The organism is Variovorax flavidus (genome assembly GCF_030317145.1).
GTDB classification, from domain to species: domain Bacteria; phylum Pseudomonadota; class Gammaproteobacteria; order Burkholderiales; family Burkholderiaceae_C; genus Variovorax; species Variovorax flavidus.
This window is the reverse complement of the sequence record NZ_JASZYE010000003.1, coordinates 559,094-583,679: the sequence shown is the minus strand read 5'-3', so window position 1 is coordinate 583,679 and position 24,586 is coordinate 559,094. Positions and strand designations below refer to the sequence as shown.

15 protein-coding genes are annotated in these 24,586 nt (G+C 65.5%); 12 read left to right on the top strand and 3 right to left on the bottom strand.

Annotated elements, in window-relative coordinates; genetic code table 11:
* Positions 1-31 precede the first annotated feature (31 nt).
* On the bottom strand, positions 32-3,529 hold the full coding sequence (locus tag QTH90_RS17945) for a transglutaminase family protein (protein WP_286665917.1): 3,498 nt from the start codon (positions 3,527-3,529) through the stop codon (positions 32-34).
* 121 nt (positions 3,530-3,650) lie between these two features.
* Between QTH90_RS17945 and QTH90_RS17940 the strand changes: the two genes are divergently transcribed.
* The 5 genes from QTH90_RS17940 (at position 3,651) to QTH90_RS17920 (ending at position 13,857) form a co-directional block, all read left to right on the top strand.
* Positions 3,651-6,065, top strand: a complete 2,415-nt coding sequence (locus QTH90_RS17940) for a DNA internalization-related competence protein ComEC/Rec2 (RefSeq protein ID WP_286665916.1) — start codon at positions 3,651-3,653, stop codon at positions 6,063-6,065.
* Between the two features lie 36 nt (positions 6,066-6,101).
* The gene (locus QTH90_RS17935) at positions 6,102-7,601 is read left to right on the top strand and encodes a circularly permuted type 2 ATP-grasp protein (protein ID WP_286665915.1); all 1,500 of its coding nucleotides are present in this window, start codon (positions 6,102-6,104) and stop codon (positions 7,599-7,601) included.
* A 17-nt stretch (positions 7,602-7,618) separates the two neighbouring features.
* Positions 7,619-8,575, top strand: coding sequence for an alpha-E domain-containing protein (locus tag QTH90_RS17930; RefSeq protein WP_286665914.1), 957 nt, complete (start codon positions 7,619-7,621; stop codon positions 8,573-8,575).
* A gap of 65 nt (positions 8,576-8,640) precedes the next feature.
* Entirely contained in the window at positions 8,641-9,927 is a 1,287-nt protein-coding gene (locus tag QTH90_RS17925) for a glycosyltransferase family 4 protein (protein ID WP_286665913.1), read from the top strand.
* A 198-nt stretch (positions 9,928-10,125) separates the two neighbouring features.
* The gene (locus QTH90_RS17920) at positions 10,126-13,857 is read left to right on the top strand and encodes an Ig-like domain-containing protein (RefSeq protein WP_286665912.1); all 3,732 of its coding nucleotides are present in this window, start codon (positions 10,126-10,128) and stop codon (positions 13,855-13,857) included.
* A 121-nt stretch (positions 13,858-13,978) separates the two neighbouring features.
* On the opposite strand, the gene glpK is transcribed toward QTH90_RS17920, so the two are convergent.
* Positions 13,979-15,481, bottom strand: a complete 1,503-nt coding sequence (gene glpK, locus QTH90_RS17915; protein ID WP_286665911.1) for a glycerol kinase GlpK — start codon at positions 15,479-15,481, stop codon at positions 13,979-13,981.
* 13 nt (positions 15,482-15,494) lie between these two features.
* Entirely contained in the window at positions 15,495-16,265 is a 771-nt protein-coding gene (locus QTH90_RS17910) for a DeoR/GlpR family DNA-binding transcription regulator (RefSeq protein WP_286665910.1), read from the bottom strand.
* A gap of 96 nt (positions 16,266-16,361) precedes the next feature.
* On the opposite strand from QTH90_RS17910, the gene glpD reads away from it, so the two are divergent.
* The 7 genes from glpD (at position 16,362) to QTH90_RS17875 (ending at position 24,051) form a co-directional block, all read left to right on the top strand.
* Positions 16,362-18,026, top strand: coding sequence for a glycerol-3-phosphate dehydrogenase (glpD, locus tag QTH90_RS17905; protein WP_286665909.1), 1,665 nt, complete (start codon positions 16,362-16,364; stop codon positions 18,024-18,026).
* Positions 18,017-19,090: an ABC transporter ATP-binding protein gene (locus tag QTH90_RS17900; protein WP_286665908.1), complete on the top strand. Its 1,074-nt coding sequence runs from the start codon at positions 18,017-18,019 to the stop codon at positions 19,088-19,090. Before glpD ends, QTH90_RS17900 begins: the two co-directional genes overlap by 10 nt.
* A 1-nt stretch (position 19,091) precedes the next feature.
* Positions 19,092-20,162, top strand: a complete 1,071-nt coding sequence (locus QTH90_RS17895) for an ABC transporter ATP-binding protein (RefSeq protein WP_286665907.1) — start codon at positions 19,092-19,094, stop codon at positions 20,160-20,162.
* 55 nt (positions 20,163-20,217) lie between these two features.
* Positions 20,218-21,111, top strand: a complete 894-nt coding sequence (locus QTH90_RS17890) for a carbohydrate ABC transporter permease (RefSeq protein ID WP_286665906.1) — start codon at positions 20,218-20,220, stop codon at positions 21,109-21,111.
* On the top strand, positions 21,108-21,920 hold the full coding sequence (locus QTH90_RS17885) for a carbohydrate ABC transporter permease (protein WP_286665905.1): 813 nt from the start codon (positions 21,108-21,110) through the stop codon (positions 21,918-21,920). The genes QTH90_RS17890 and QTH90_RS17885 overlap by 4 nt, the downstream gene beginning before the upstream one ends.
* Before the next feature lie 9 nt (positions 21,921-21,929).
* Positions 21,930-22,238: a DUF2160 domain-containing protein gene (locus QTH90_RS17880; protein ID WP_286665904.1), complete on the top strand. Its 309-nt coding sequence runs from the start codon at positions 21,930-21,932 to the stop codon at positions 22,236-22,238.
* 82 nt (positions 22,239-22,320) lie between these two features.
* Positions 22,321-24,051, top strand: a complete 1,731-nt coding sequence (locus tag QTH90_RS17875; RefSeq protein WP_286665903.1) for an ABC transporter substrate-binding protein — start codon at positions 22,321-22,323, stop codon at positions 24,049-24,051.
* Positions 24,052-24,586: the final 535 nt, after the last annotated feature.

Sequence of the window (24,586 nt, the reverse complement as noted above, 5' to 3'; positions counted from 1 at the left end):
CCGGCGAAGCCGGTTCCGCGGTATTCATGGTCTAGCGGCGCAGGTCGAGCGTGAAGGGGAACTCGCGGCTTCCGGCCAGCTCGATGGTCGCCGGCGGCGTACTCATCAGTCCCGGCGTATGGCCCATGCGCGAGAAGCGCGAATGGCGCCGGCTCTCGGCCTCGTAGGCGTTGACAGGGAAGGTGTCGTAGTTCCGCCCGCCCGGATGCGCGACGAAGTACTGGCAGCCGCCCAGCGAGCGCTTCATCCAGGTGTCGACCAGGTCAAAGGTCAGCGGCGCATGCGCGCCGATGCTCGGATGCAGCGCCGAAGGCGGGTTCCAGGCCTTGTAGCGCACGCCGGCTACGAACTCGCCGACCGTGCCTGTGGGCTGCAGCGGCAGCACCTTGCCGTTGACGGTGATGACGTGCCGGCTTTCGTTCAGGCCGGTGACGCGCACCTCGATGCGTTCGAGGGAGGAGTCGACATAGCGCACCGTGCCGCCGGCCGAGCCTTCCTCGCCCATCACATGCCACGGTTCGAGCGCATTGCGCAGCGATAGCTCGATGCCCATCGCCTGCACCTGCCCGACCAGCGGGAAGCGGAACTCGAAATGCGGCGCGAACCAGTTCGGGTCGAAGGCGAAGCCGGCTTGCCGCATTTCGCTGATGACGTCGTCGAAGTCCATCTTCACGAAGGTCGGCAGCAGGAAGCGGTCGTGCAGTTCGGTTCCCCAGCGGGTGGCGGGCGCCTTGTACGGCTCGTCCCAGAAGCGCGCGACGAAGGCGCGCAGCAGCAGTTGCTGAGCGATGCTCATGCGCGCATGCGGCGGCATCTCGAAGGCGCGCAATTCCAGCAGGCCGAGGCGGCCGGTGCTGGAGTCGGGCGAATAGAGCTTGTCGATGCAGAACTCGCTGCGGTGGGTGTTGCCGGTGACGTCGACCAGGATGTTGCGCAGCGTGCGGTCCACGAGCCATGCGGGCATGTTCTGGCCGTAGATCTCGCGGTTGCGGGCGATTTCCTTGAGCGCAATTTCCAGTTCGTAGACCTGGTCGTTGCGCGCCTCGTCGACGCGCGGCGCCTGGCTGGTCGGGCCGATGAACATGCCCGAGAACAGGTAGCTCAACGACGGATGGTTGTGCCAGTACAGCAGGAGGCTCGCAAGCAATTCGGGCCGGCGCAGGAAGGGGCTGTCGGTCGGCACGGCGCCGCCGAGCACGAAGTGGTTGCCCCCGCCGGTGCCGGTGTGGCGGCCGTCGGTCATGAACTTCTCGGCCGACAGGCGCGTCTCGAAGGCGGCGTTGTAGAGGAACTCGGTGTGGTCGACCAGTTCGCGCCAGTTGTGCGCCGGGTGGATGTTGACTTCGATCACGCCCGGGTCGGGCGTCACCTGCAGCATCTTGAGGCGGGGATCGCGCGGGGGCGGGTAGCCCTCCATCACGATCTGCACGCCGAGTTGTTCGGCCGTGGCTTCGACTGCGGCGACGAGATCCAGGTAGTCCTCCAGCCGCGCCAGGGGCGGCATGAAGACATAGAGCACGCCCGAGGCGCTACCGAGCTTTTCGGCGGCCGGGCCGTTGGCGCGACGCGGATCGCGCACCTCGACGCACAACGCGGTGCGCGTGACCCAGTGGGCCGATTCGCCACGCCTTGGCATGCGGGGCGTGGTGGGGTCGTCGGATGCCGCGTCCGTCGTGTCGCCCGCATCTGCACCGGGCGTCTGCAGCCGCACGGCGGCGGGGGCTGCCTGCGGCGCGCCAAAGGCATAGGGCACCGCGCTTCGATCGGCCTGCGGACCGGCCGGCGGACCCGCGTAGCGGGCACGGTAGTCCGCGCCCGTGGGCAGGCTGCCGCGCGGCGCGGTCGGGTCGCGTTCGACGAGGTAGGGGTAGTCGCCCTTGCTGGCCCAAGGCTGCGAGTCGAGCGGAAGGCGATAGCCCATCGGCGAATCGCCGGGGATCAGGTACATCCGGTCGTCGCGCAGGAACCAGGGGCCGGTCTTCCAGCCGGGGCCCTTCAGCGCGGGCGCGTCGGTGTCGGCGTTCGCGGCCTCGATGGGCAGCATGTAGCCGATCACGGCGTCGAGCTTCTGCGTGAACACGCGGCGCAGGCGCACCCGCTCCATCTCGTCGTCGAGCTTCGATTCGAAGGGGTCGACATTCACCGGCAGCCGGCGTTCGCGCCAGAGGTAGTAGTAGACGTCCTCGTAGCCCGGCTGGATGTAGCGCTCGGTCAGGCCGAGCCGATGCGCGAGCACGGTGGTGAAGCGGCGCGCGTCTTCGCTCGTGTAGTGGGTGGGGTTGCGTTCGTCGGCGAAGAGCGCGGGGTTGTGCCAGAGCGTCTCGCCGTCGGCGCGCCAGAAGATCGACAGCGCCCATCGCGGCAATTGCTCACCCGGATACCACTTGCCTTGCCCGAAGTGCAGGAAACCGCCTTGTCCGTATTCGGCGCGCAGCTTGTGCACGAGTTCGGTGGCGTAGCCGCGCTTGGTGGGGCCCAGCGCGTCGGTGTTCCATTCGGGCGCGTCGCGGTCGCTGGTGGCCACGTAGGTTGGCTCACCGCCCATCGTGAGGCGCACATCGCCGGCCTTCAGGCGCTTGTCGACCGCGTCGCCGAGCGCCAGGACTTCGGTCCATTGTTCCTCGGTGTAGGGCTTGGTGACGCGCGGCGATTCGTGGATGCGCGTGACCTTCATCTCGTGGCCGAACTTGACTTCGGCGTCGTCCACCACGCCTTCGATCGGGGCGGCGCTTGATGGCGTCGGCGTGCAAGCCAGCGGGATATGGCCCTCGCCGGCCAGCAGGCCGGAGGTGGCGTCGAGTCCGATCCAGCCCGCGCCAGGCAGGAAGACCTCGCACCAGGCATGCAGGTCGGTGAAGTCCACAGTGGTGCCGCTCGGGCCGTCGAGCGCCTTCACGTCGGGCGTGAGCTGGATGAGGTAGCCCGACACGAACCGCGCCGCCAGACCGCAATGGCGCAGCAGTTGCACCAGCAGCCAGCCGGAGTCGCGGCATGAGCCGGAGCCGTTGGTGAGCGTTTCTTCCGGCGTCTGCACGCCGGGCTCCATGCGGATCAGGTAGTTGACGTCCTTCTGTACCTGCTGGTTGATGCCGACCAGGAAGTCGATGGTCCGCTGTTCCTTGCGGTCGATCTTCTCCAGATAGGCCTGCACCAGCGGCGTGGCTTCGTCGGCCACGAGATAGGGGGCGAGTTCCTGCGCCTGGGACTCGGTGTACTTGAAGGGGAAGGTCTCGGCCTGCGGCTCGAGGAAGAAGTCGAAGGGGTTGTAGACCGCCATCTCGACCACGAGGTCGACGGTGACCTTGAACTCGCGCGTCTTCTCTGGAAACACCAGCCGGGCGAGGTAGTTCGAGAACGGATCCTGCTGCCAGTTGATGAAGTGCTGCTCGGGCTCGACGCGCAGCGAATAGGAGATCACGTTGCTCCGGCAATGCGGCGCAGGACGCAGGCGGATCACCTGAGGCCCTAGTTGCACCGGACGGTCGTACTTGTAGTGAGTGACGTGGTGGAGGGCGGCGTGGATGGACATTGGTTCTCAGTGCGTCGAGCGTGCCTCGGGTGAGACGCATACTAGCCGACACAGAAAGCAAATAGCGCGCCATAGAGCGGTGCCAGGGAGTGATTTGCATGCGACGGGGAGTAGTCTCGTGATGCCGGGCGGGAAAGCGCGCGGCCTGACCGTTTTTGCCGCGATGGCCGGCTCCGTGCTGGGCGCCGCGCTTCAGGTGCAGCAGCCGGTGCTGTGGAACTGGGTTGCCTATGCTGGCTTGACGACCGGTGCGCTGGCCGCTTGGCTGGCGTTGCTCTCGTCGCGACGACTCGGGCGAGGCCTCTTGCCGATGGCGCTGCTCCTGGGTGCGATCGGCGGCGCAGGTCTGGCAGGCTGGCGCGCCACGGCCTATGCCGGTGGCGCGCTGCCGCCGGCGCTCGAAGGCCGGGACGTGCAGGTGGTCGGGGTCGTTGCACAGATGCCGCAGCGCGGCGACGGCATGGTGCGCTTCGTATTCGAAGTCGAATCAGCCGATCTACCGAACGTGCCCGGGCGCATTTCGCTGGGCTGGTACGCCGAAGGCTCAGGGCTCTGGGGTCGAGCCGGTGGGGGCGATCCACCCGGATCGGTGCACGCCGGCGAACGCTGGCGCATGACGGTGCGGCTCAGGGCGCCGCACGGCCATCTCAATCCGCATGGCTTCGACCAGGAACTTCGCCTGTGGGAGCAGGGCGTGCACGCGACCGGCTATGTACGCACCGGCGCCCGCGACCCACGTCCCGAACGCATCGCGGTCACCTTTCACCACCCGATCGAGCGCCTGCGCGAGGCGGTACGTGATGCCGTGTTCGAGCGCGTGACGGATCCACGACCGGCCGGGGTGATCGCGGCGCTGGTCACCGGTGACCAGAACGCGATCGAACGAGCGGATTGGGATGTCTTCCGCGCGACAGGGGTCGCCCACCTGATGGCCATCTCGGGCCTTCACATCACGATGTTCGCCTGGCTGGCCGCGCTGGCGGTCGAGACGCTCTGGCGGCGCAGCGGCAGCTTGATGCTCCGTTGGCCGGCGCAGCATGCGGGCCTGGTCGGCGGCGTGCTGCTCGCCACGCTCTATGCCGCATTCAGCGGCTGGGGCTTGCCCTCCCAGCGAACGGTGTGGATGCTGGGTGCCGTCGCGTTGCTGCGTCTGACTGGCCGGCGCTGGCCTTGGCCTCATGTCTGGCTCTGTGCCTGCGCTGTCGTGGTGGCGCTCGACCCTTGGGCTATGCTGCAGCCCGGCTTCTGGCTGAGTTTCGTCGCGGTCGGGGTTCTTTTCGCCGCGGACGCCAGGGAGCCGCAAGGCGATCGTTCCGGCGTCGCCAGCCGGCTGGTCCGCGTCTGGCGGGAGCAATGGGTGGTCACGCTGGCGCTGACACCGCTCACGCTGCTGTTGTTCCAGCAGATCTCGGCCATCGGCATGCTGGCGAACGTGGTCGCGATTCCCTGGGTCACCGTTGTCGTGACGCCGTTGGCGATGCTTGGCGCCGTCTTGCCTCTGCTGTGGGACGTTGCCGCCTGGACGGTGCAGGTCTTGTCGCTGCTCCTGCAATGGCTCGCACGCCTGCCGTTCGCCACCTTGTCGATGCCCGCGCCCCCGCTGTGGATGGCGGTCGCGGGCGTGGCGGGCGGCGTCCTGCTCGCCATGCGCCTGCCCTGGTCCATGCGCGTGCTGGGCCTGCCCATGCTGCTGCCGGCGCTGCTCTGGCAGGCGCCACGTCCGTCCACGGGCGAATTCGAGCTTCTGGCTGCCGATATCGGGCAGGGCAATGCCGTGCTGGTGCGTACGGCCACGCACAGCCTGCTCTACGACGCCGGGCCGCGCTACAGCCTGGAGAGCGACGCGGGCCAGCGTGTGCTGGTGCCTTTGCTGCGGGCCTTCGGCGAACGGCTCGATACCGTCGTGCTGAGCCATCGCGACAGCGATCACACCGGCGGGGCGTCCGCGGTGCTGACCATGCAGCCGCAGGCCGAGCTGCTGAGTTCGATCGAGGCGGGGCATCCGCTGCAGGCGCTCCGCACAGCCCGACGCTGCGAGACAGGCCAGCGCTGGACCTGGGACGGTGTGGTCTTCGAGGTGCTTCAACCGGCTGCGTCCGACTACCGGACCTTCACCAAGCCCAATGCGATCTCTTGCGTTCTTCGAATCACCAACGGGCGGGCATCGGCACTCCTGGCCGGTGACATCGAGCGTCTGCAAGAGGCTGCGCTGGTCGCGCGCACGCCCGACTTGCGCGCCGACCTGCTCCTCGTGCCGCACCACGGGAGCAAGACCTCGTCGAGCGATCTGCTGCTCGATGCCGTCCGCCCGCGCGTCGCGCTCGTCCAGGCCGGCTATCGGAACCGATTCGGACATCCCGCGCCGGAGGTGGTCGGACGCTATGTCGAGCGCGGCATAGCGCTGACCGACACCCCGCATTGCGGCGCGGCGTCGTGGTCGAGCATGGCCCCGGGCACGGTAGGGTGCCTGCGGCAGCAGGCACGCCGCTACTGGCACCACGAAATGCCGCAGCTTTCCGGCGGTATTTGGCCTTGAACTTGCTAAGCTATGCCCAAGGAGATTGGTCGTCCCATGCACAAATTCGATGAGATGTATGAGCAGCTGCCCTACAACGGCGCAGCGGTCCGAAGCCACTACAGACGCTACGACCAATGGCTTGCGAAGCAACCCGGCGAGGTGATGCGATCGCGGCGCGAGGAGGCGGAAATGATCTTCCGCCGGGTCGGCATCACTTTTGCCGTCTACGGTGCGAAGGACGAGGACGGCTCCGGCACCGAGCGGCTGATCCCCTTCGACCTGTTGCCCCGCATCATCCCGGCGCACGAATGGGCCTCGATGGAAAAGGGCCTGGTGCAGCGCGTGACGGCGCTCAACCGCTTCATCCATGACGTCTACCACGGCCAGGAAATCATCAAGGCCGGCGTCATTCCGGCCGAGCAGATCCTGAACAACGCTCAATACCGGCCCGAAATGGTCGGCGTGAAGGTGCCCAACGACGTCTACTCGCACATTGCCGGCATCGACATCGTCCGGGCACCGGACGCGAGCGGCAACGGCGAGTACTACGTGCTGGAAGACAACCTGCGCGTGCCCAGCGGCGTGAGCTACATGCTGGAGAACCGCAAGATGATGATGCGGCTCTTTCCCGAGCTTTTCAGCCAGAACCGCATCGCACCCGTCGCGCACTATCCCGACCTGTTGCTCGAAACCCTGCGCGCCTCCGCGCCGCCGGCCACCGCCGAGCCCACCGTCGTCGTGCTCACCCCCGGCATGTACAACAGCGCCTACTTCGAGCACGCCTTCCTCGCGCAGCAGATGGGCGTGGAGTTGGTCGAAGGGCAGGATCTCTTCGTCAAGGACGACTTCGTCTACATGCGCACCACGCGCGGCCCCAAGCGTGTGGACGTCATCTACCGCCGCGTCGACGACGACTTCCTCGACCCCGAGGTCTTCCGTCCGACTTCTACGCTCGGCACCGCGGGCCTGATGCGCGCCTACCGCGAGGGCAACGTCGTCATCTGCAATGCCGTCGGCACCGGCGTCGCGGACGACAAGTCGATCTACCCCTACGTGCCGAAGATGATCGAGTTCTACCTCGGCGAGAAGCCCATCCTCAAGAACGTGCCCACCTACATGTGCCGCAACAAGGACGAACTCGACTACACGCTCGCCAACATGAAGGACCTGGTCGTCAAGGAAGTGCATGGCGCCGGCGGCTACGGCATGCTCATCGGCCCGGCCGCCACCCAGGCCGAGATCGAGGACTTCAAGAAGGCCGTGCTCGCCAAGCCCGACGGCTACATCGCGCAGCCGACGCTGAGCCTCTCCACCTCGCCGACCTTCGTGGATGCCGGCATCGCGCCGCGCCATATCGACCTGCGGCCTTTCGTGCTGTCGGCCAAGGAAGTCCAGATGGTGCCGGGCGGCCTCACCCGCGTCGCGCTCAAGGAGGGATCGCTGGTCGTCAACTCGTCGCAGGGCGGCGGCACCAAGGACACCTGGATCCTCGAGGCGGACCGCAGCGCCAAGCCGCGCGAATCCGTGCAATCGCAAAGCCAGTCGTCGTCCTGATCAGGGGAGCCACAGATATGTTGTCACGCACCGCCGATCACCTCTACTGGATGTCGCGCTACACCGAGCGCGCGGAGAACACCGCGCGCATGCTCGACGTCAACTACCAGACCTCACTGCTGCCGCAGTCCGCCGAAGTCGCCAAGTACGGCTGGCAGGGGCTGCTCTCCATCAGCGAACTGCTGACGATCTACAACGAGAAGCATGACCAGTTCAAGCCCGCCGAGGTGATGGAGTTCATGGTCAAGGACGAGTCGAATCCCTCGTCGATCGTCTCGTGCCTGCGCGCCGCGCGCGAGAATGCCCGCGCCGTGCGAGGCGCGCTGACGACCGAAGCCTGGGAAACGCAGAACACCACCTGGCTCGAAGTCAATCGCATGCTGCGTGCCGGCGACTTCGAGCGCGACCCTGCGCAGTTCTTCGAGTGGGTCAAGTTCCGCTCGCACCTCTCGCGCGGCGTGACCCTGGGCACCATGCTGCAGGACGAGGCCTTCTACTTCTCGCGCCTGGGTACCTTCCTCGAACGCGCGGACAACACGGCGCGGCTGGTCGACGTCAAGTTCCACGCGCTCAACAGCGAGTTCTTCGGCACCGCCACCGAGGAAGACCAGGAGTACGACTTCTATCACTGGAGCGCGATCCTGCGCAGCGTCTCCGCCTTCGAGGTCTACCGCAAGGTCTACCGCGACGTGATCAAGCCCGAGCGCGTGGCCGAGCTTCTGATCCTGCGCGCCGACATGCCGCGCTCGCTGCATGCAAGTCTCAACGAGGTCGTCAGCAACCTCGACAAGGTGAAGAACGAGCAAAGCGCCGAGACCCAGCGCCGCGCCGGAAAGCTGCTGGCCGACCTGCAATACGCGCGCGTCGACGAGATCCTCGCGACCGGACTGCATGCCTACCTGACTCAGTTCCTGGACCGCGTGAATGAACTGGGGTGGCGGATCAGCCAGGACTTCCTGGTCCCGGGTCACTGAGGGAACTCCGAAGAACAGCCTGATGTATCGTCTCCGCCTGTCACACAGGTTCAAGGAGGCGGCCCATGAAGAAGGCTGTAGTCAAAGCGGGCGCACGAGCGCCCGTTGTCTTGTCGGGCGCCGGTCAGCCGTCGCATGCGAATGGGAAGCGGGTTCTGGTCATGCACCAGAACTTCCCGGGTCAGTTCGGTCACTTTGCGCGCGCGTGGGCGGCGCGACCGGGATGGGACGTCCGGGCCCTCGGGCGCGACAGCGCTCCCGGACTGCCCGGCTTCGACAAGCTGATGCGATACCGCGTTGCGCGCGAGCCGCATGTGCATCAACACCCGTACCTCCGGCAAATGGAGGCGGCCACATTGCACGGCCAGGCCACCGCTCGGGCCATGCTCGAGATTCGTCGCGAAGGCTTCGTTCCCGACGTGATCCTGGCGCATCCGGGTTGGGGCGAGGCCTTGTACGCGAAGGACGTCTTTCCGGACGCTCGGCTCGTGCATCTCTGCGAGTGGTACTACAACGCGGACGGTGCCGACCTGGGCTTTGATCCGGAGCATCCCATCAGCTTCGACGATCGCGCACGCATCCGCACCTGGAACGCGCAGCACGCGCTGAACCTCGTCAATTGCGATGTCGCCGTCAGCCCGACCGAGTGGCAGCGCAGCCGGTACCCCGAAATCCTGCGGCCGAAGATCGTGATGCAGCACGAGGGCATCGACACCGAGGGCCTGGGACCCGATCCAGCCGCGACTGTCGCTACCTCGAATGGGACCTTGCTCAAGGTCGGCGATCCTGTCATCACCTACGTGGCGCGCAATCTGGAGCCCTATCGTGGCTTCCACATCTTCATGCGGGCACTGGAGAGGATCCAGAAGGCGCACCCGGGATGCCATGCCATCGTGGTGGGCGGTGACGAGGTCAGTTACGGGTCGCCACCCAGGGACGCGGCGAACTGGCGCGAGAAGATGTTGCGCGAAGTCGTGCTGGATCCGGCGAGGACGCACTTCATGGGACGAATCCCTAGAGCGCAGTATTTGCGCGTGCTGCAAGTGTCCGCCGCGCACGTCTATCTGACTTATCCGTTTGTGCTGAGCTGGTCGATGCTGGAGGCCATGGCTGCGGGCGCGCTCGTCGTCGGCTCGAACACCGCGCCGGTACGTGAAGTACTTCACGAGGGGGTGAACGGGCGCCTTGTGGACTTCTTCAATGTCGAGGCCATCGCGAAGACGGTGGTGGATGTCCTCGAGACGCCGCAGGCTCAATGGCCGCTACGCAAGCAAGCGAAGCTCGATGCCGGGAAGTACAGCCGTGATGCAGGGTTGGCACGGTATGACCAACTGATCAGCACGGCGAACTGAACGCGCGGCAGGCACGCGCTGACTCATGAGCGGTGTGTGAACGCATGAACCTCAATCCCTGAATTTTCGCGTGGCAATTGAGAGGGCCTGGAGCAACCCATTCCGCCACCTGCCTACTAGCATCCCATTTCGCCCGGAGATGGGCTCTGGGCGAATGCCGAAGGAACGGCAAGACAAACAGGGATAAGAAAGAACTGCATGGCAGACGAGAAAATCATCAAGACCGCTGGGAGCAGCGAGACCATTCACACCGGCTTCGGCAACGACACCATCCAGACGGGTGTTGGCAACGACACGATCCATGCTGGCGATGGCAACAACACCATCAAGGCCGGCCATGGCAACAACCAGATCACCACCGGCAACGGTACCGACAATATCGTCGCAGGTGATGGCCACGACGTCATCACCACGGGCAACGGCAACAAGACGATCGACGCTGGCGACGGCAACAACGTGATCACGACCCAGGCCGGCAACGACACCATCACGGCCTGCGACGACGACGACATCATCCACGCCGGCGAGGGCCACAACCGCATCAATGCCGGCCACGGCGTCAACGCCATCCTCGCAGGCGCTGGCAACGACACGATCCATGCCAATCACGGCAGCGATGCCGTGGATGCCGGCGACGGCAAGAACTACGTGGACGTGAGCTATGGCCAGAACAAGGTAGTGACCGGCACGGGCGACGACACGATTCGCGCTCTGGCCGGCAACGACACCATCTCCGCCGGCGAAGGCAACAACAACATCGACGTCGGCGCCGGCAACAATGCCGTTGTGTCCGGCAGCGGCAATGACTGCATCGAGGTGTGCGACGGCAACGACACCATCGATGCCGGCAGCGGCAACAACACCATCGTTGGCGGCGGGGGCAACAACAGCATCACCTCGGGCAATGGTGTCGACTCCATCACCGCGGGTGGGGGCAACGATGTCGTCGTGACGCAAGACGGCAAGAAGACGATCAACGTCGGCTACGGCAACAACAACGTGACGACCGGCACCGGCGACAACTCGATCACGTCCCACACCGGAGACGACACGATCGTGGCCGGCAACGGCGCCAACACGATCAAAGCCGGGGAAGGCAACAACAACGTCACCCTCGGTGGCGGCAACAACAAGATCTACGCGGGCGTGGGCAACGACGTCGTTGTCGTCGGCAATGGCAGCAACTACATCGACGTGGGCTACGGCAACAACAAGGTCACGGCCGGGACGGGCAACGACTCCATCCATGGCGGCCTCGGTCACGACACCGTCGACGCCGGCGCAGGCAACAACTTCGTGAGCGTGGGCAACGGCAACAACGACGTCGTCACGGGCACGGGGAACGACACCATTCATGCTGCGGGCTACCTCGGCAACACCAACGTGATCCGAGCCGGTGGCGGCATGGACACGATCGTGCTCGGCGATGCCAACGACATCGTCTACCTGGCCGAAGAAGGCACTGCCAGCAACAGCACGCTCAGCGCCGGCAATGGCAATGACACCGCGTTCCTGCGGTTTGGCGACAACCTGACCGCGCGCAACGTCCTGTCGGGCGGCGCCGGAGTCGATACGCTGGTTCTGAGCTTCACCTCGGCCGAGATGGAACGGGCCGACGTCAAGGCGGACGTCGACGCGTATCGTGCGCGCCTGGCCGCGGGCGATACCTCGGCATACCAGTTCAAGTCGATCGACCTGAAGGTGGACGGCTGGGAAAAGATGGAAGTGCTGATCGACAACGCTGCCTACACGCCCAAGGCGGAGGCGGAGCAAGTGGTGGTCACCAAAGGCTCGACCAACGATTCGATCAGCACCTACGCCGGCCACGACATCATCGACGCCGGCGACGGCAACAACGTGATCAATGTCGGCCACGGCAACAACAGCGTCATCGCTGGCAGCGGCAACGACAACATCTACGCCTACTCCGGAGACGACACCGTCAACGCCGGCGAGGGCAAGAACTATGTCGACGTCAACGAGGGCAACAACAAGGTCACGACGGGTGCGGGCAACGACAGCATCTACAGCGGCTACGGCGACGACGTGATCGACGCCGGGGACGGCAACAACCACATCGACGCAGGCCACGGCAACAACACCATCGCCAGCGGTCGCGGAAACTCCACCATCATCACGAATTCGGGCAACGACGTCGTGACGGTGGCCGGGGGCAACAACAACATCTCCGTTGGTGCAGGCAACAACTCGGTCGACGCTCGTGGAAGCACGGGCAACGACACCATCACCGCCTACGAGGGCGACGACACGATCTACGGCAGCGACGGCAGCAACTACATCAAGGCGGGCGAAGGCAACAACTACGTCGAGACTGGTAAAGGCAACGACACCATCCATGCCGGTCCCGGGGACGACGAGATCCACGCAGGCGAAGGCGACAACACCGTCTACGCGGGCAAGGGCAACAACCTGGTCACGGCTGGCGCCGGCAACGACAAGATCTACGCGGCTCATGATGCCGACAGCAACAGCATCATCCATGCGGGTGACGGCAACAACTGCATCGAGCTCGGCGGCGGCAACAACGAGTTGTTCACCGGCAATGGCAACGACACGATCTATGCGTGGGGCTTGCCCGGCAACACCAGCTACATCGAAACCGGCAACGGCAATGAATACCTGAAGCTGAGCGACTCCGACGACACGATCATCCTCGGCGTCGGAAGCAGCACGCTGTACGCGGGCGGCGGCAATGACACGGGCCACTTCACCTTCGCCGGCAACGAGCTGAACAAGAACTTCCTTGGTGGCGGTGACGGCAGGGACACCCTGGTGCTGAAGCTGACGGAAGCCGAGCTGAAGAATCCCGCGATCCTGGCCGACCTGGCTGCCTACCAGGCTCACCTGGATGCAGGGAAGTCGTGCGATGCGTTCCAGTTCAAGTCCATCGACCTGAAGGTCATCAACTGGGAACGCGTGCAAATCGGCAACGTCACGGCCCAGCAGTTCGCCGGCACGGAGGACACGGCGCTGAGCGCGAACCTGATGACGGGAATCCCCGCCGCCGGCATGTTCGGGATGCAGCTGACCGCGGTGACGGGCGCCGCCAACGGCACTGTAACCTTCGCAGCCGATGGTACGGTCCAGTACACGCCCAACGAGAACTGGTCTGGCACGGACACAGTGACCTACACCATGACCAACGCCGTGGGCGGTGCGGCGACCGGTACCGCGACCTTCAAGATCACCGGCGTGGCCGATGCGCCCGAGCTGAACGTGGTGCGCGTGAACCAGTCAGCTATCGACCTGGATGTGGCCGTCACCGACACGGATGGGTCCGAGACGCTGTCGATGTCGGTCTGGCTGCCGTCGGGCGTCGGCCTCTCTGCCGCCGATGGCACTTACGATGCAAAGTCCGATCTCTGGACCTTCAACCCGGAAGTGCTGGAGAAGGGCCATGCCCCGGTGCGGTTTGCGATGGATGACGGTGCGGAAGTACCGGCCGAGCTGAAACTGGTGACGACCGTGCGCGAAGCCGATGGCGATGAGTTGGAGACGACGTACCACCTCTTCAACATCTTCGACGACGTCGCCAAGCTGACGGCCCTGCCTGAGGCCAGCCACATCTACGACGGCAGCAGCGGCACCGACACCCTGCTGTTCAGCGGCGTGGCGGATCTCGACCTGACTGCGCTGGCGACGAACTCGCTGCGCAGCTTCGAGCATCTCAACATGACCGACACGGCCGAAACCAGGCTGACGTTGTCGGGTGATGTGGTTTCGGGCATGTCGTCGGACAAGACGCTGCGCGTCTCCGGCGACGGCAGGGACACCCTGACGCTCACCGACAAGGCTGACTGGCAGATCGTGGGGCAGACCGGATTCGGTGACGTGCCTTACGACATCTACCAGAACACCCAACTGACCGACGTGACGCTGTACGTGCAGGCCGGCATGGCAGTGCTCTGATAGCCCAGTAGGGCCGGGTGAGCCCTATTGAACTGAAGAGCAGACTAAAGGCGGTGGCCTTGGTCAGAGTTCCTCCCGGGGAGCCCTGACCAAGGCCACCGCCTTCTGGTTTGGCAATGCCCTACGGCCGCCCATCCAGCGTTGCCCGCCGCACCGCCATCTCCCACCGCCCCATCGCTTCGTCTGCCTTGGAGCGACTCAAGGTGGGCATGAAGCGACGCTCGATGCGCCACAGCTTCGACAGCTGCGCCACGTCGCTGTACACGCCCGTGGACAGCCCCGCAAGATAGGCCGCCCCCAGCGCAGTGGTCTCCGTCACTTCCGGCCGCACGACAGGTATTCCGAGCAGATCGGCCTGAAACTGCATCAGCAGATCGTTCACGCACGCGCCGCCGTCCACGCGCAATTCCGCCACCGGTGTTCCGCCCGCCGCAACCGCGTCGCGGCTCATTGCCTGCAACAGCGCGGCACTCTGGTACGCGATGCTTTCCAGCGCGGCACGCGCGATGTGCGCCACGGTGGTGCCGCGCGTGAGCCCGGTGATGATGCCGCGCGCCTCCGCGTCCCAATAAGGTGCGCCGAGTCCCGTGAAGGCCGGCACCATCATCACGCCGCCCGCATCGGGCACGCTCTCGGCAAGCGCCTGCACCTGCGCGCTGCCCGGGATCGCCTTGAGGCCGTCGCGCAGCCACTGCACGACCGCGCCGCCGACGAAGACACTGCCTTCCATCGCGTACTGCGGTTGCGCGCTGGTCTGCGCGGCGCTGGTGACGAGCAGGCCGTTGTGCGAGGGCTGGAAGGCGCCGCCCGTATGCATCAGCAGGAAGCAGCCGGTGCCATAGGTGTTCTTCGCCATGCCGGCTTCGAAGCAGGCCTGGCCGAAAAGGGCACTCTGCTGGTCGCCCGCGACGCCGCCGATCGGCAGGCTGCGCTCCAGCAGCGCCGCGTCGGTATCGGCGAAGTGCGCACTCGACGGCTTGACCTCCGGCATCAGCGATGCGGGGATGTCCAGCGCCTTCAGAAGATCCGCGTCCCACTGGTTGCCGTGCACGTTGAAGAGCATGGTGCGCGACGCGTTGCTGACGTCTGTGACATGCACCTTGCCGCCGGTCAGCTGCCAGATGAGCCAGCTGTCGATGGTGCCGAACGCGAGTTCGCCGCGCTCGGCCTGGGCGCGTGCGCCAGGCACGTTGTCGAGCAGCCAGCGCAGCTTGGTGCCTGAGAAATAGGCGTCGATCACCAGGCCGGTCTTCTCCTGGATGGTGTTCGTCATGCCGTCCTCGCGCAGCCTGGCGCACAGCGGCTCTGCGCGGCGGTCCTGCCAGACGATGGCGTGATGCACCGGATGGCCCGTCTTGCGGTTCCAGAGCACCGTGGTTTCGCGCTGATTCGTGATGCCGACCGCGTGGATGTCGCTCGGCTTCAGCCTGGCCTTGGCGAGCACCTCGCGCGCTGTGGCGAGTTGGCTGGTCCAGATTTCCATCGGGTCGTGTTCGACCCAGCCGGGCTGCGGGTAGATCTGCGTGAGTTCCCGTTGGGCGATGGCAACGATGTGCCCCTCGCCGTCAAAGACGATGCTGCGGGAGCTCGACGTGCCCTGGTCGAGGGCGAGCAGGTAGGTCATGGAGAAAAGTCCTTCAGTGTTCGCGCGCGATCTCGCAGCGGACTTGCGCACGCTCGATCAGCTCGGGGAAGGGCGGTGGCGGTTCCGCGTCCGTGAAGAGGCAATCGATCTGCGAGAGCTTCGCGAGCTCGATCATCGCAGGGCGGTTGAACTTGCTCGCATCGGCAGCGAGCCACACCTCCCGGGCCTGCGCGATGATGGTTTGCGCCACCTTCACCTCGCGCAGGTCGAAGTCGCGCAGCGTGCCGTCGGCCTCGATGCTCGACACGCCGATCAACGCGATGTCGACCTTGAACTGGCGAATGAAATCGACTGTCGCCTCGCCGACGATGGCACGGTCGCGCAGCCGCACCGAGCCGCCCGCCACGATCACCTCGCAGTTCGGGTTGTCGCTCAGGATGGTCGCGACGTTCAGGTTGTTCGTGATCACACGCAGGCCCGTGTGGCGGAGCAGCGCTTTCGCGATGGCCTCGGTCGTGGTGCCGATGTTGAGGATCAGCGAGCAGTCGTTCGGCACCCGCGCCGCCACCGCGCGCGCGATCCGCGCCTTGCCCTCGGCATGCAGCGTCTCGCGCTGCTGGTAGCCGATGTTCTCCGTGGTCGAGCTCGGCACCCGGACGCCGCCATGAAAACGCGTGAGATGCCCTTCGTCCGCCAGGCGCTGCACGTCGCGGCGCACCGTCTGCAGGGTCACGCCGAGCATGTCGGCCAGCTGTTCGACGGTGATGGAACCGCGCGAACGCACGGTATTGAGCAGCTTGAGTTGACGCGGATTGGAGTTCACGGGCGGCGGATCGAGGGGGCAAACGACTGTAGAACGAAAGGAAACGAATGGACTTAAGGGTTAACGCCGAAGAAAATCGCGCCATAAGGAACCAGAATGAAAAAATTCGAAAGCGAAGAGCCCGCAAACCGTGCATTAAGTCACATTCAAACGGACCCATCCCTCGTGAGCGAATCACCCCCGTCACCGAGCGCCTCCGCCGCTGATTGCGACGTGCTGATCGTCGGCGGCGGCATCAATGGCTGCGGCATCGCGCGCGACCTGGCCGGCCGGGGCTGGCGCGTCGTGCTGTGCGAGAAGGACGATCTCGCGGCGCACACCTCGTCGTCCTCCACCAAGCTGATCCACGGGGGGCTCCGTTATCTCGAGTACTACGAGTTCTCGCTGGTGCGCAAGGCGCTGCAGGAGCGCGAGGTGCTGCTCAAGAGCGCCCCGCACATCATGTGGCCGCTGCGTTTCGTGATGCCGCACGATCCGTCGATGCGTCCCGCCTGGATGATCCGCATCGGCCTCTTCATGTACGACCACCTGGCCCGCCGCGAGGTGCTGCCGGGTTCGCGCACCGTCGACCTGAAGCGGCACGAGGCCGGCGCGGCGCTCAAGCCCGAGTTCAAGCGCGGCTTCGTCTACTCGGACGGCTGGGTCGACGACGCGCGGCTCGTGGTGCTGAACGCGCTCGATGCACGCGCACGCGGCGCCGAGGTGCTCACGCGCACCCGCTGCGTCAGAGCGCAACGCAATGCCGATGGCTGGACGGCCGTGCTCGAAGGCCCGGAAGGCCAGCGCACTGTGCGCGCGCGCGCCGTGGTCAACGCGGCCGGGCCGTGGGCCGAAGCCTTTCTACGCGGCGTGGCGCAATCGGCGCAGGGCGAGGCGCTGGCGACCCGGCATCTGCGACTGGTGAAGGGCAGCCACATCGTGGTGCCGCGCGTCTTCGGCCATGACCACGCCTACATCTTCCAGAACCCCGACAAGCGGATCATCTTCGCGATCCCTTACCAGGACGACTTCACGCTGATCGGCACTACGGACATCGAACTGCAGGGCGACGACCCGGGCGCCGCGCGCATCAGCGATGACGAAGTCGACTACCTCTGCACGCAGGCCAGCCGCTATTTCAGGAAGCCGGTCACGCCAGCGGACGTGGTCTGGACCTATTCGGGCGTCCGGCCGCTGCTCGACGACGCGTCCGGCGACCCGTCGGCGGTGACGCGCGACTACATGCTCGAGACCAACACCGCTGCAGCGCCGTTGCTGTCGGTGTGGGGCGGCAAGATCACGACCTTCCGCAAGCTGGCCGAGGATGCGGCCGACGAAGTAGGGCGGATGCTTGGCGAGACCCGGCCGGCGTGGACCGACGGCGCGTTCATGGCCGGCGGGGATCTTTCGGCGTGGATTGGCGGCACCAGCCGCACGTCGCGGCCCGACGACGACTTCGAACGCTTCGTCGATGCAGTCCGCATCCAATACCCGTGGCTGGAATTCAACCTCGCTCGCCGGCTCGCACGGGCCTACGGCGCCCGCGTGGCGGACGTCATCGGCGACGCGCAATCGATGGACGACATGGGCGAGGCCGTCGCGCCCGGGCTCCACGAGCGCGAGCTGCACTACCTGCGCGACGAGGAATGGGCGTGCAGCGGCGACGACGTGCTGTGGCGCCGCTCCAAGCTCGGCCTCCACTTCACCCAGGCGGAACGCGACCAGGTCAACGTCTGGATGCAGGCCCATGCACGCTTGAAAGAGGGAGCTCCATGCAGCTGACACTCGAACGCGTCACCAAGAAGGTGGGCGCGCAGACCTGGCTCTACCCGCAGAGCATCGCCCCGAAGAGCGGCGCGGTGACCGTGCTGCTGGGCGCCACGCAGGCCGGCAAGACCAGCCTGATGCGGCTCATGGCCGGGCTCGACGCGCCGACCGAAGGCAAGGTCTTCGTCGACGGCAAGGACGTGACGGGCGTGCCGGTGCGCGAGCGAAACGTGGCGATGGTCTACCAGCAGTTCATCAACTACCCCTCGCTCAAGGTCGCGGAGAACATCGGTTCGCCGCTCAAGCTGCGCGGCGAGAAGAACATCGATGCGCGCGTGCGCGAGCTGGCCGACAAGCTGCACATCGGCATGTTCCTCGACCGCTACCCGGCCGAGCTGTCGGGCGGGCAGCAGCAGCGTGTGGCCCTGGCCCGCGCCCTGGCCAAGGGTGCCCCTCTGATGCTGCTCGACGAACCCCTGGTGAACCTCGACTACAAGCTGCGCGAGGGTCTGCGCGAGGAACTCACGCAGCTCTTCGCAACGGGCGATTCAACGGTGATCTACGCCACCACCGAACCTGGCGAAGCCCTGCTGCTCGGCGGCTACACGGCGGTGATGGATTCCGGCGAACTGCTGCAGTACGGCCCGACCGCAGAAGTCTTCCATGCGCCGCAATCCCTGCGCGTGGCGCGCGCTTTCAGCGATCCGCCGATGAACCTGATGGCGGGGCACGTGGTGGCTGGCGGCGTGCAGACGGAAGGCGGGCCCATGCTGCCGATCGGCCTGCCGGCCGGCATCGAGGGTGCGGTCACGATCGGTCTGCGCGCGAGCGCCCTCAACGTCGGCGCGAGCGATGGCGACATCGCCTTGCCGGGAAAGGTGGAACTCGCGGAGATCTCGGGCTCCGACACCTTTGTCCACGTCGAGACGCTGGTTGGCGAGCTGGTCGCGCAGCTCACCGGCGTGCATCGCTTCGATCTCGGCGCGGCGATCACGCTGTATTTCAGCGCGTCGCAAGCCTATGTGTTCGACAGCGGCGAGCGGCTGGCCGTCGCACCCGCCTGGCGCAAGGGAGGCTGACATGGCCCGCATCGACCTGGACCTCGCCCACGCCTATCGCCCCAACCCGACGCAGGACAGCGACTATGCGCTGCTGCCGCTCAAGATGAGCTTCCGAGACGGCGGCGCCTATGCCTTGCTCGGCCCCTCGGGCTGCGGCAAGACCACCATGCTCAACATCATCTCGGGCCTGTTGGCGCCTTCGAAGGGCAGCGTCAAGTTCAACGGCCGCGACGTGACGCTGGAGACGCCGCAGCAGCGCAACATCGCGCAGGTGTTCCAGTTTCCGGTGATCTACGACACGATGACCGTGGCCCAGAACCTCGCGTTTCCGCTGCGCAACCGCAACATGCCCGCAGAGCAGATCCGCAGGCGCGTCGGCGAGATTGCAGAGATGCTCGACATGAGCGGCCAGCTCAACCAGCGCGCGGCCGGCCTTGCCGCCGATGCCAAGCAGAAGATCTCGCTGGGTCGCGGGCTGGTGCGCAGCGATGTTTCCGCGGTGCTCTTCGACGAGCCGCTGACCGTCATCGACCCGCACCTCAAATGGCAGTTGCGGCGCAAGCTGAAGCAGATCCACCGCGAGCTGAAGCTCACGCTGATCTATGTCACGCACGACCAGGTCGAGGCACTGACCTTCGCCGAGGAAGTGGTCGTGATGACGCGCGGCAAGGCGGTGCAGATCGGCAGCGCCGAGGCGCTGTTCGAGCGGCCGGCCCACACCTTCGTCGGGCACTTCATCGGTTCGCCGGGCATGAACTTCCTGCCGGCGCAGAGTGCGGGCGGCATGCTCGACATCGCGGGCACGCGTTTGCCTTCAACGCGTGACTTGCCTGAAGGCGCGCTCAAGCTCGGCATCCGGCCGGAGTACGTCGCGCTGGTCGAGCCGAATGCGCCGGGCGCAGTGCCCGCGACGCTGACGCAGCTGCAGGACGTCGGCACGCATCTGATGCTGAGCGCCAAGCTCGACGGCAGTGCGCTGAAGGCTCGGCTGGCGTCCGACGCCGTGGTCCCACCTGTCGGCAGCACCGTCTGGCTGCAGGTGGTCGGCCGCAAGAGCTGTTTCTACCGCGACGAGGAGCTGGTGGCATGAGCCGCCCGGCCGCACCCAGGACGAACACCGCAGCGCGAAGCACGGAGGTTGCTCCATGAACGGAACCAACAAGCCCATCAACCAGCGTGCGTGGTGGCTCGTGCTGCCCGTGCTGATCTGCGTCGCCTTCTCGGCCATCGTGCCGCTGATGACCGTCGTCAACTACTCGGTGCAGGACATCATCTCTCCCGAGCGCCGTGTATTCGTCGGCACCGAATGGTTCGCCGCGGTGATGCGCGACGGTGAACTGCACGCCGCGCTGTGGCGGCAACTCGGCTTTTCGATTGCGGTGCTGCTGGTCGAGATCCCGCTGGGCATCGTGCTTGCGCTCTCGATGCCGTCGACCGGCTGGAAGGCGTCCGCCGTGCTGGTCGTGGTGGCGCTCTCGCTGCTGATCCCTTGGAACGTGGTCGGCACCATCTGGCAGATCTTCGGCCGCGCCGACATCGGGCTCTTCGGCTACGCGTTGCAGAAGCTCGGCATCGACTACAGCTACACCGGCAACGCAAGGGATGCCTGGCTCACGGTGCTGCTGATGGACGTCTGGCACTGGACGCCGCTGGTCGCGCTGCTGTGTTTTGCCGGCCTGCGCTCGATCCCAGACGCCTACTACCAGGCCGCGCGCATCGACGGCGCCAGCAAGTTCGCGGTGTTCCGCTACATCCAGTTGCCCAAGATGCGCGGTGTGCTCGTGATTGCCGTGCTGCTGCGCTTCATGGACAGCTTCATGATCTACACCGAGCCCTTCGTGCTCACTGGCGGCGGGCCGGGCAATGCGACCACCTTCCTGAGCCAGTACCTCACGCAGAAGGCGGTCGGGCAGTTCGACCTCGGCCCGGCGGCGGCGTTCTCGCTGATCTACTTCCTGATCATCCTGCTGCTGTGCTTCGTGCTCTACAGCTGGATGCTGAGAGTCGGCACCCAGGACGTGGTGGAGGAAACCAAATGAACGAAGACCGCTTCCGCAAGCGCAGCGTGTTCCTGGTGTTCTACATCGTGTTCGCGCTATTGCCCATCTACTGGATGGTCAACATGAGCTTCAAGACCAACGAGGAGATCCTGTCGAGTTTCTCGTTCTTTCCGCAGACCTTCACCTGGGACAACTACCGGCGCATCTTCACCGACGAATCCTGGTACTCGGGCTACATCAACAGCCTGATCTACGTCGGCATCAACACGGTCATCTCGATCACGGTGGCGCTGCCGGCTGCCTATGCGTTCTCGCGCTATTCCTTCCTTGGCGACAAGCATGTCTTCTTCTGGCTGCTGACCAACCGCATGACGCCGCCGGCCGTGTTCCTGCTGCCCTTCTTCCAGCTCTACTCGACCGTCGGCCTGATGGACACGCACCTCGGCGTCGCGCTGGCACACCTGCTCTTCAACGTGCCGCTGGCGGTGTGGATCCTCGAAGGCTTCATGAGCGGCATACCGCGCGAGATCGACGAGACGGCCTACATCGACGGCTACTCGTTCCCGCGCTTCTTCCTCACCATCTTCCTGCCGCTCATCAAGGCGGGCGTCGGCGTCGCGGCCTTCTTCTGCTTCATGTTCAGCTGGGTCGAGCTGTTGCTGGCACGCACGCTGACCAGCGTGAACGCCAAGCCGATCGTCGCAACGATGACGCGTACCGTCAGCGCATCGGGCATGGATTGGGCCACGCTGGCGGCGGCCGGTGTACTCACCATCGTGCCCGGCGCCATCGTCATCTGGTTCGTCCGCCACTACATCGCGAAGGGCTTCGCGATGGGTCGCGTCTAAGGAGGCAGCATGTTCGATTGGATGGTCTGGACCACCCCCGTGGCGGTCTTCTTCACCTGCATCGCGCTGATGCTCGTCGGCATGACCGTGTGGGAACTCAAGTCGCCCACCACCTTGCGCCGCGGCTGGCTGCCGCTGGAAACGACCCGGGGCGACCGGCTCTTCATCGGGCTGCTCATCGCCGCGTACATCAACCTGATCTTCATCGGCATCGCGGGCAAGCTGCAGGAGTGGATGAGCCTGGAAGCCGAGCCGTCGATCTGGATCAGCTTCGTCATTTCGATGCTCGTTCTCGTGCTGATCATGCGCAAGGGCTGAGCTTCGATTTCCAACGGACCGGCTCTCCGCTTTCCCGGAGCCGCCTCCGCAAGAACCGGGAAGCGCCATCGAGGAGACGACCATGAAGATTCGCTACACAGCATTGGCACTGGCCGCGGCGACTTTCGCCTTGCAGAGCGCCTGGGCCGGGGAGGCGGAAGCCAAGAAATGGATCGACAGCGAGTTCCAGCCATCGAGCCTGAGCAAGGAGCAGCAGACCGCCGAGATGAAGTGGTTCATCGACGCCGCCAAGAAACTGCAGGACAAGGGCGTGAAGGAAGTGTCGGTGGTGTCGGAGACCATCACCACGCACGAGTACGAATCGAAGACGCTCGCCAAGGCCTTCGAGGAAATCACCGGCATCAAGGTCAAGCACGACCTGATCCAGGAAGGCGACGTGGTCGAGAAACTGCAGACCTCCATGCAGTCGGGCAAGTCGATCTATGACGGCTGGATCTCGGATTCCGACCTGATTGGCACGCACTACCGCTACGGCAAGATCATGTCGCTCACCGAGTACATGGGCGGCGCCGGCAAGGAATGGACGAACCCCGGCCTGGACGTGAAGGATTTCATCGGCACCAGCTTCACCACCGCGCCGGACGGCCAGCTCTACCAGTTGCCCGACCAGCAGTTCGCCAACCTCTACTGGTTCCGCGCCGACCTGTTCGCCCGCAAGGACCTGCAGGACAAGTTCAAGGCGAAGTACGGCTATGAGCTCGGCGTGCCGCTCAACTGGAGCGCCTACGAGGACATCGCGGAGTTCTTCACCAACGACGTGAAGACCATCGACGGCAAGCCCATCTACGGCCACATGGACTACGGCAAGAAGGACCCATCGCTCGGCTGGCGCTTCACCGACGCATGGCTCTCCATGGCCGGCACGGCAGACAAGGGCATCCCCAACGGCATGCCGGTGGACGAATGGGGCATCAAGGTCGCGGCCGACAAGTGCACCCCCGTCGGCGCCAGCGTGTCACGCGGCGGCGCGACCAACTCGCCGGCCGCCGTCTATGCGCTGACCAAGTACGTCGACTGGATGAAGAAATACGCGCCCAAGGAAGCCACCGGCATGACCTTCGGCGAAGCCGGTCCCGTACCCGCGCAAGGGCAGATCGCGCAGCAGATCTTCTGGTACACGGCCTTCACCGCCGACATGACCAAGGCGGGCCTGCCCGTCGTCAACCCTGACGGCTCGCCCAAGTGGCGCATGGCCCCTGGCCCCAACGGCCCGTACTGGAAGCAGGGCATGCAGAACGGCTACCAGGACGTCGGCTCGTGGACCTTCTTCAAGGGCCATGACGCCAACAAGACGGCCGCCGCATGGCTCTACGCGCAGTTCGTGACCTCTAAGACCGTGTCGACCAAGAAGAGCGTGGTGGGCCTGACCTTCATCCGCGAGAGCGACATCCGCCACGAGTTCTTCACCAAGAACGCCGACAAGTACGGGGGCCTCATCGAGTTCTATCGCAGCCCGGCGCGCGTGGCGTGGACACCGACCGGCACCAACGTGCCCGACTATCCGAAGCTGGCGCAACTCTGGTGGAAGAACGTCGCCGAGGCCGTTACCGGCGAGAAGACCCCGCAGAAGGCGATGGACAACCTGGCCGAGGAAATGGACAACGTGATGGGTCGCCTGGAGCGCGCCGGCATGGCCAAGTGCGCGCCCAAGCTCGCGCCGAAGGGCGACCCGGCCAAGATGCTGAGCACCGAGCACGCACCGTGGAAGAAGCTCGACAACGAGAAGCCGAAGGGCGAGACGATCGACTACACCAAGCTGCTGACGGCCTGGCGCGAAGGCAAGGTGCGGTAACCAGGGCGACGAGGCACGCGCGAGCGCAGTCGTCTCGCGCGTGGCTTTGCTTCAAGGCGAAGTCCATTGCCTCAACGCGGTGATGATCGCGGGCGTGCGCTCGGAGCGGCGCTCGTATTCGTCGTGGACCAAGGTCAAGAGAGAGCGCAATCCGGTCGTGGTGGGCTGGAACGCATCGCCGCGCGCAACTCGTGCGCAAGCGACAAGGTCCTGGATGCATGCGGTCGCTTCATGGGCTTCCCGCAATGAGTCGATATGGGCGAGCGCCTGCTTGGTGAGCGCTGCGAGATCGCTTTGAGCGGGGGCGGATGGGTTGTCCCTGGCGGGGGGATCGTCTGGGGGGCGCGCGAGCGCGCAAGTAGGGTGGACCATCAATGGCCTCCAAGAGGTGCGGTTTGCAACAGCCGCCGCTACCGAGACCAATCGGAGGCGGCGACTCGAACAGGTTGGTCTACCGGGCACCTCTTGCGAGAACCGGCGAGCCTTGCGGCTCCCCGCCCGAGCCGCCAAAAAATGGGGCACGAGACGACGAAGC

What these genes read in the sequence shown, in the direction of transcription:
- QTH90_RS17945 (WP_286665917.1), bottom strand. Translation starts at nt 3,529, where the DNA reads ATGTCCATCCACGCCGCCCTCCACCACGTCACTCACTACAAGTACGAC.
- QTH90_RS17940 (WP_286665916.1), top strand. Translation starts at nt 3,651, where the DNA reads ATGCCGGGCGGGAAAGCGCGCGGCCTGACCGTTTTTGCCGCGATGGCC.
- QTH90_RS17935 (WP_286665915.1), top strand. Translation starts at nt 6,102, where the DNA reads ATGCACAAATTCGATGAGATGTATGAGCAGCTGCCCTACAACGGCGCA.
- QTH90_RS17930 (WP_286665914.1), top strand. Translation starts at nt 7,619, where the DNA reads ATGTTGTCACGCACCGCCGATCACCTCTACTGGATGTCGCGCTACACC.
- QTH90_RS17925 (WP_286665913.1), top strand. Translation starts at nt 8,641, where the DNA reads ATGAAGAAGGCTGTAGTCAAAGCGGGCGCACGAGCGCCCGTTGTCTTG.
- QTH90_RS17920 (WP_286665912.1), top strand. Translation starts at nt 10,126, where the DNA reads ATGGCAGACGAGAAAATCATCAAGACCGCTGGGAGCAGCGAGACCATT.
- glpK (WP_286665911.1), bottom strand. Translation starts at nt 15,481, where the DNA reads ATGACCTACCTGCTCGCCCTCGACCAGGGCACGTCGAGCTCCCGCAGC.
- glpD (WP_286665909.1), top strand. Translation starts at nt 16,362, where the DNA reads ATGAAAAAATTCGAAAGCGAAGAGCCCGCAAACCGTGCATTAAGTCAC.
- QTH90_RS17900 (WP_286665908.1), top strand. Translation starts at nt 18,017, where the DNA reads ATGCAGCTGACACTCGAACGCGTCACCAAGAAGGTGGGCGCGCAGACC.
- QTH90_RS17895 (WP_286665907.1), top strand. Translation starts at nt 19,092, where the DNA reads ATGGCCCGCATCGACCTGGACCTCGCCCACGCCTATCGCCCCAACCCG.
- QTH90_RS17890 (WP_286665906.1), top strand. Translation starts at nt 20,218, where the DNA reads ATGAACGGAACCAACAAGCCCATCAACCAGCGTGCGTGGTGGCTCGTG.
- QTH90_RS17885 (WP_286665905.1), top strand. Translation starts at nt 21,108, where the DNA reads ATGAACGAAGACCGCTTCCGCAAGCGCAGCGTGTTCCTGGTGTTCTAC.
- QTH90_RS17880 (WP_286665904.1), top strand. Translation starts at nt 21,930, where the DNA reads ATGTTCGATTGGATGGTCTGGACCACCCCCGTGGCGGTCTTCTTCACC.
- QTH90_RS17875 (WP_286665903.1), top strand. Translation starts at nt 22,321, where the DNA reads ATGAAGATTCGCTACACAGCATTGGCACTGGCCGCGGCGACTTTCGCC.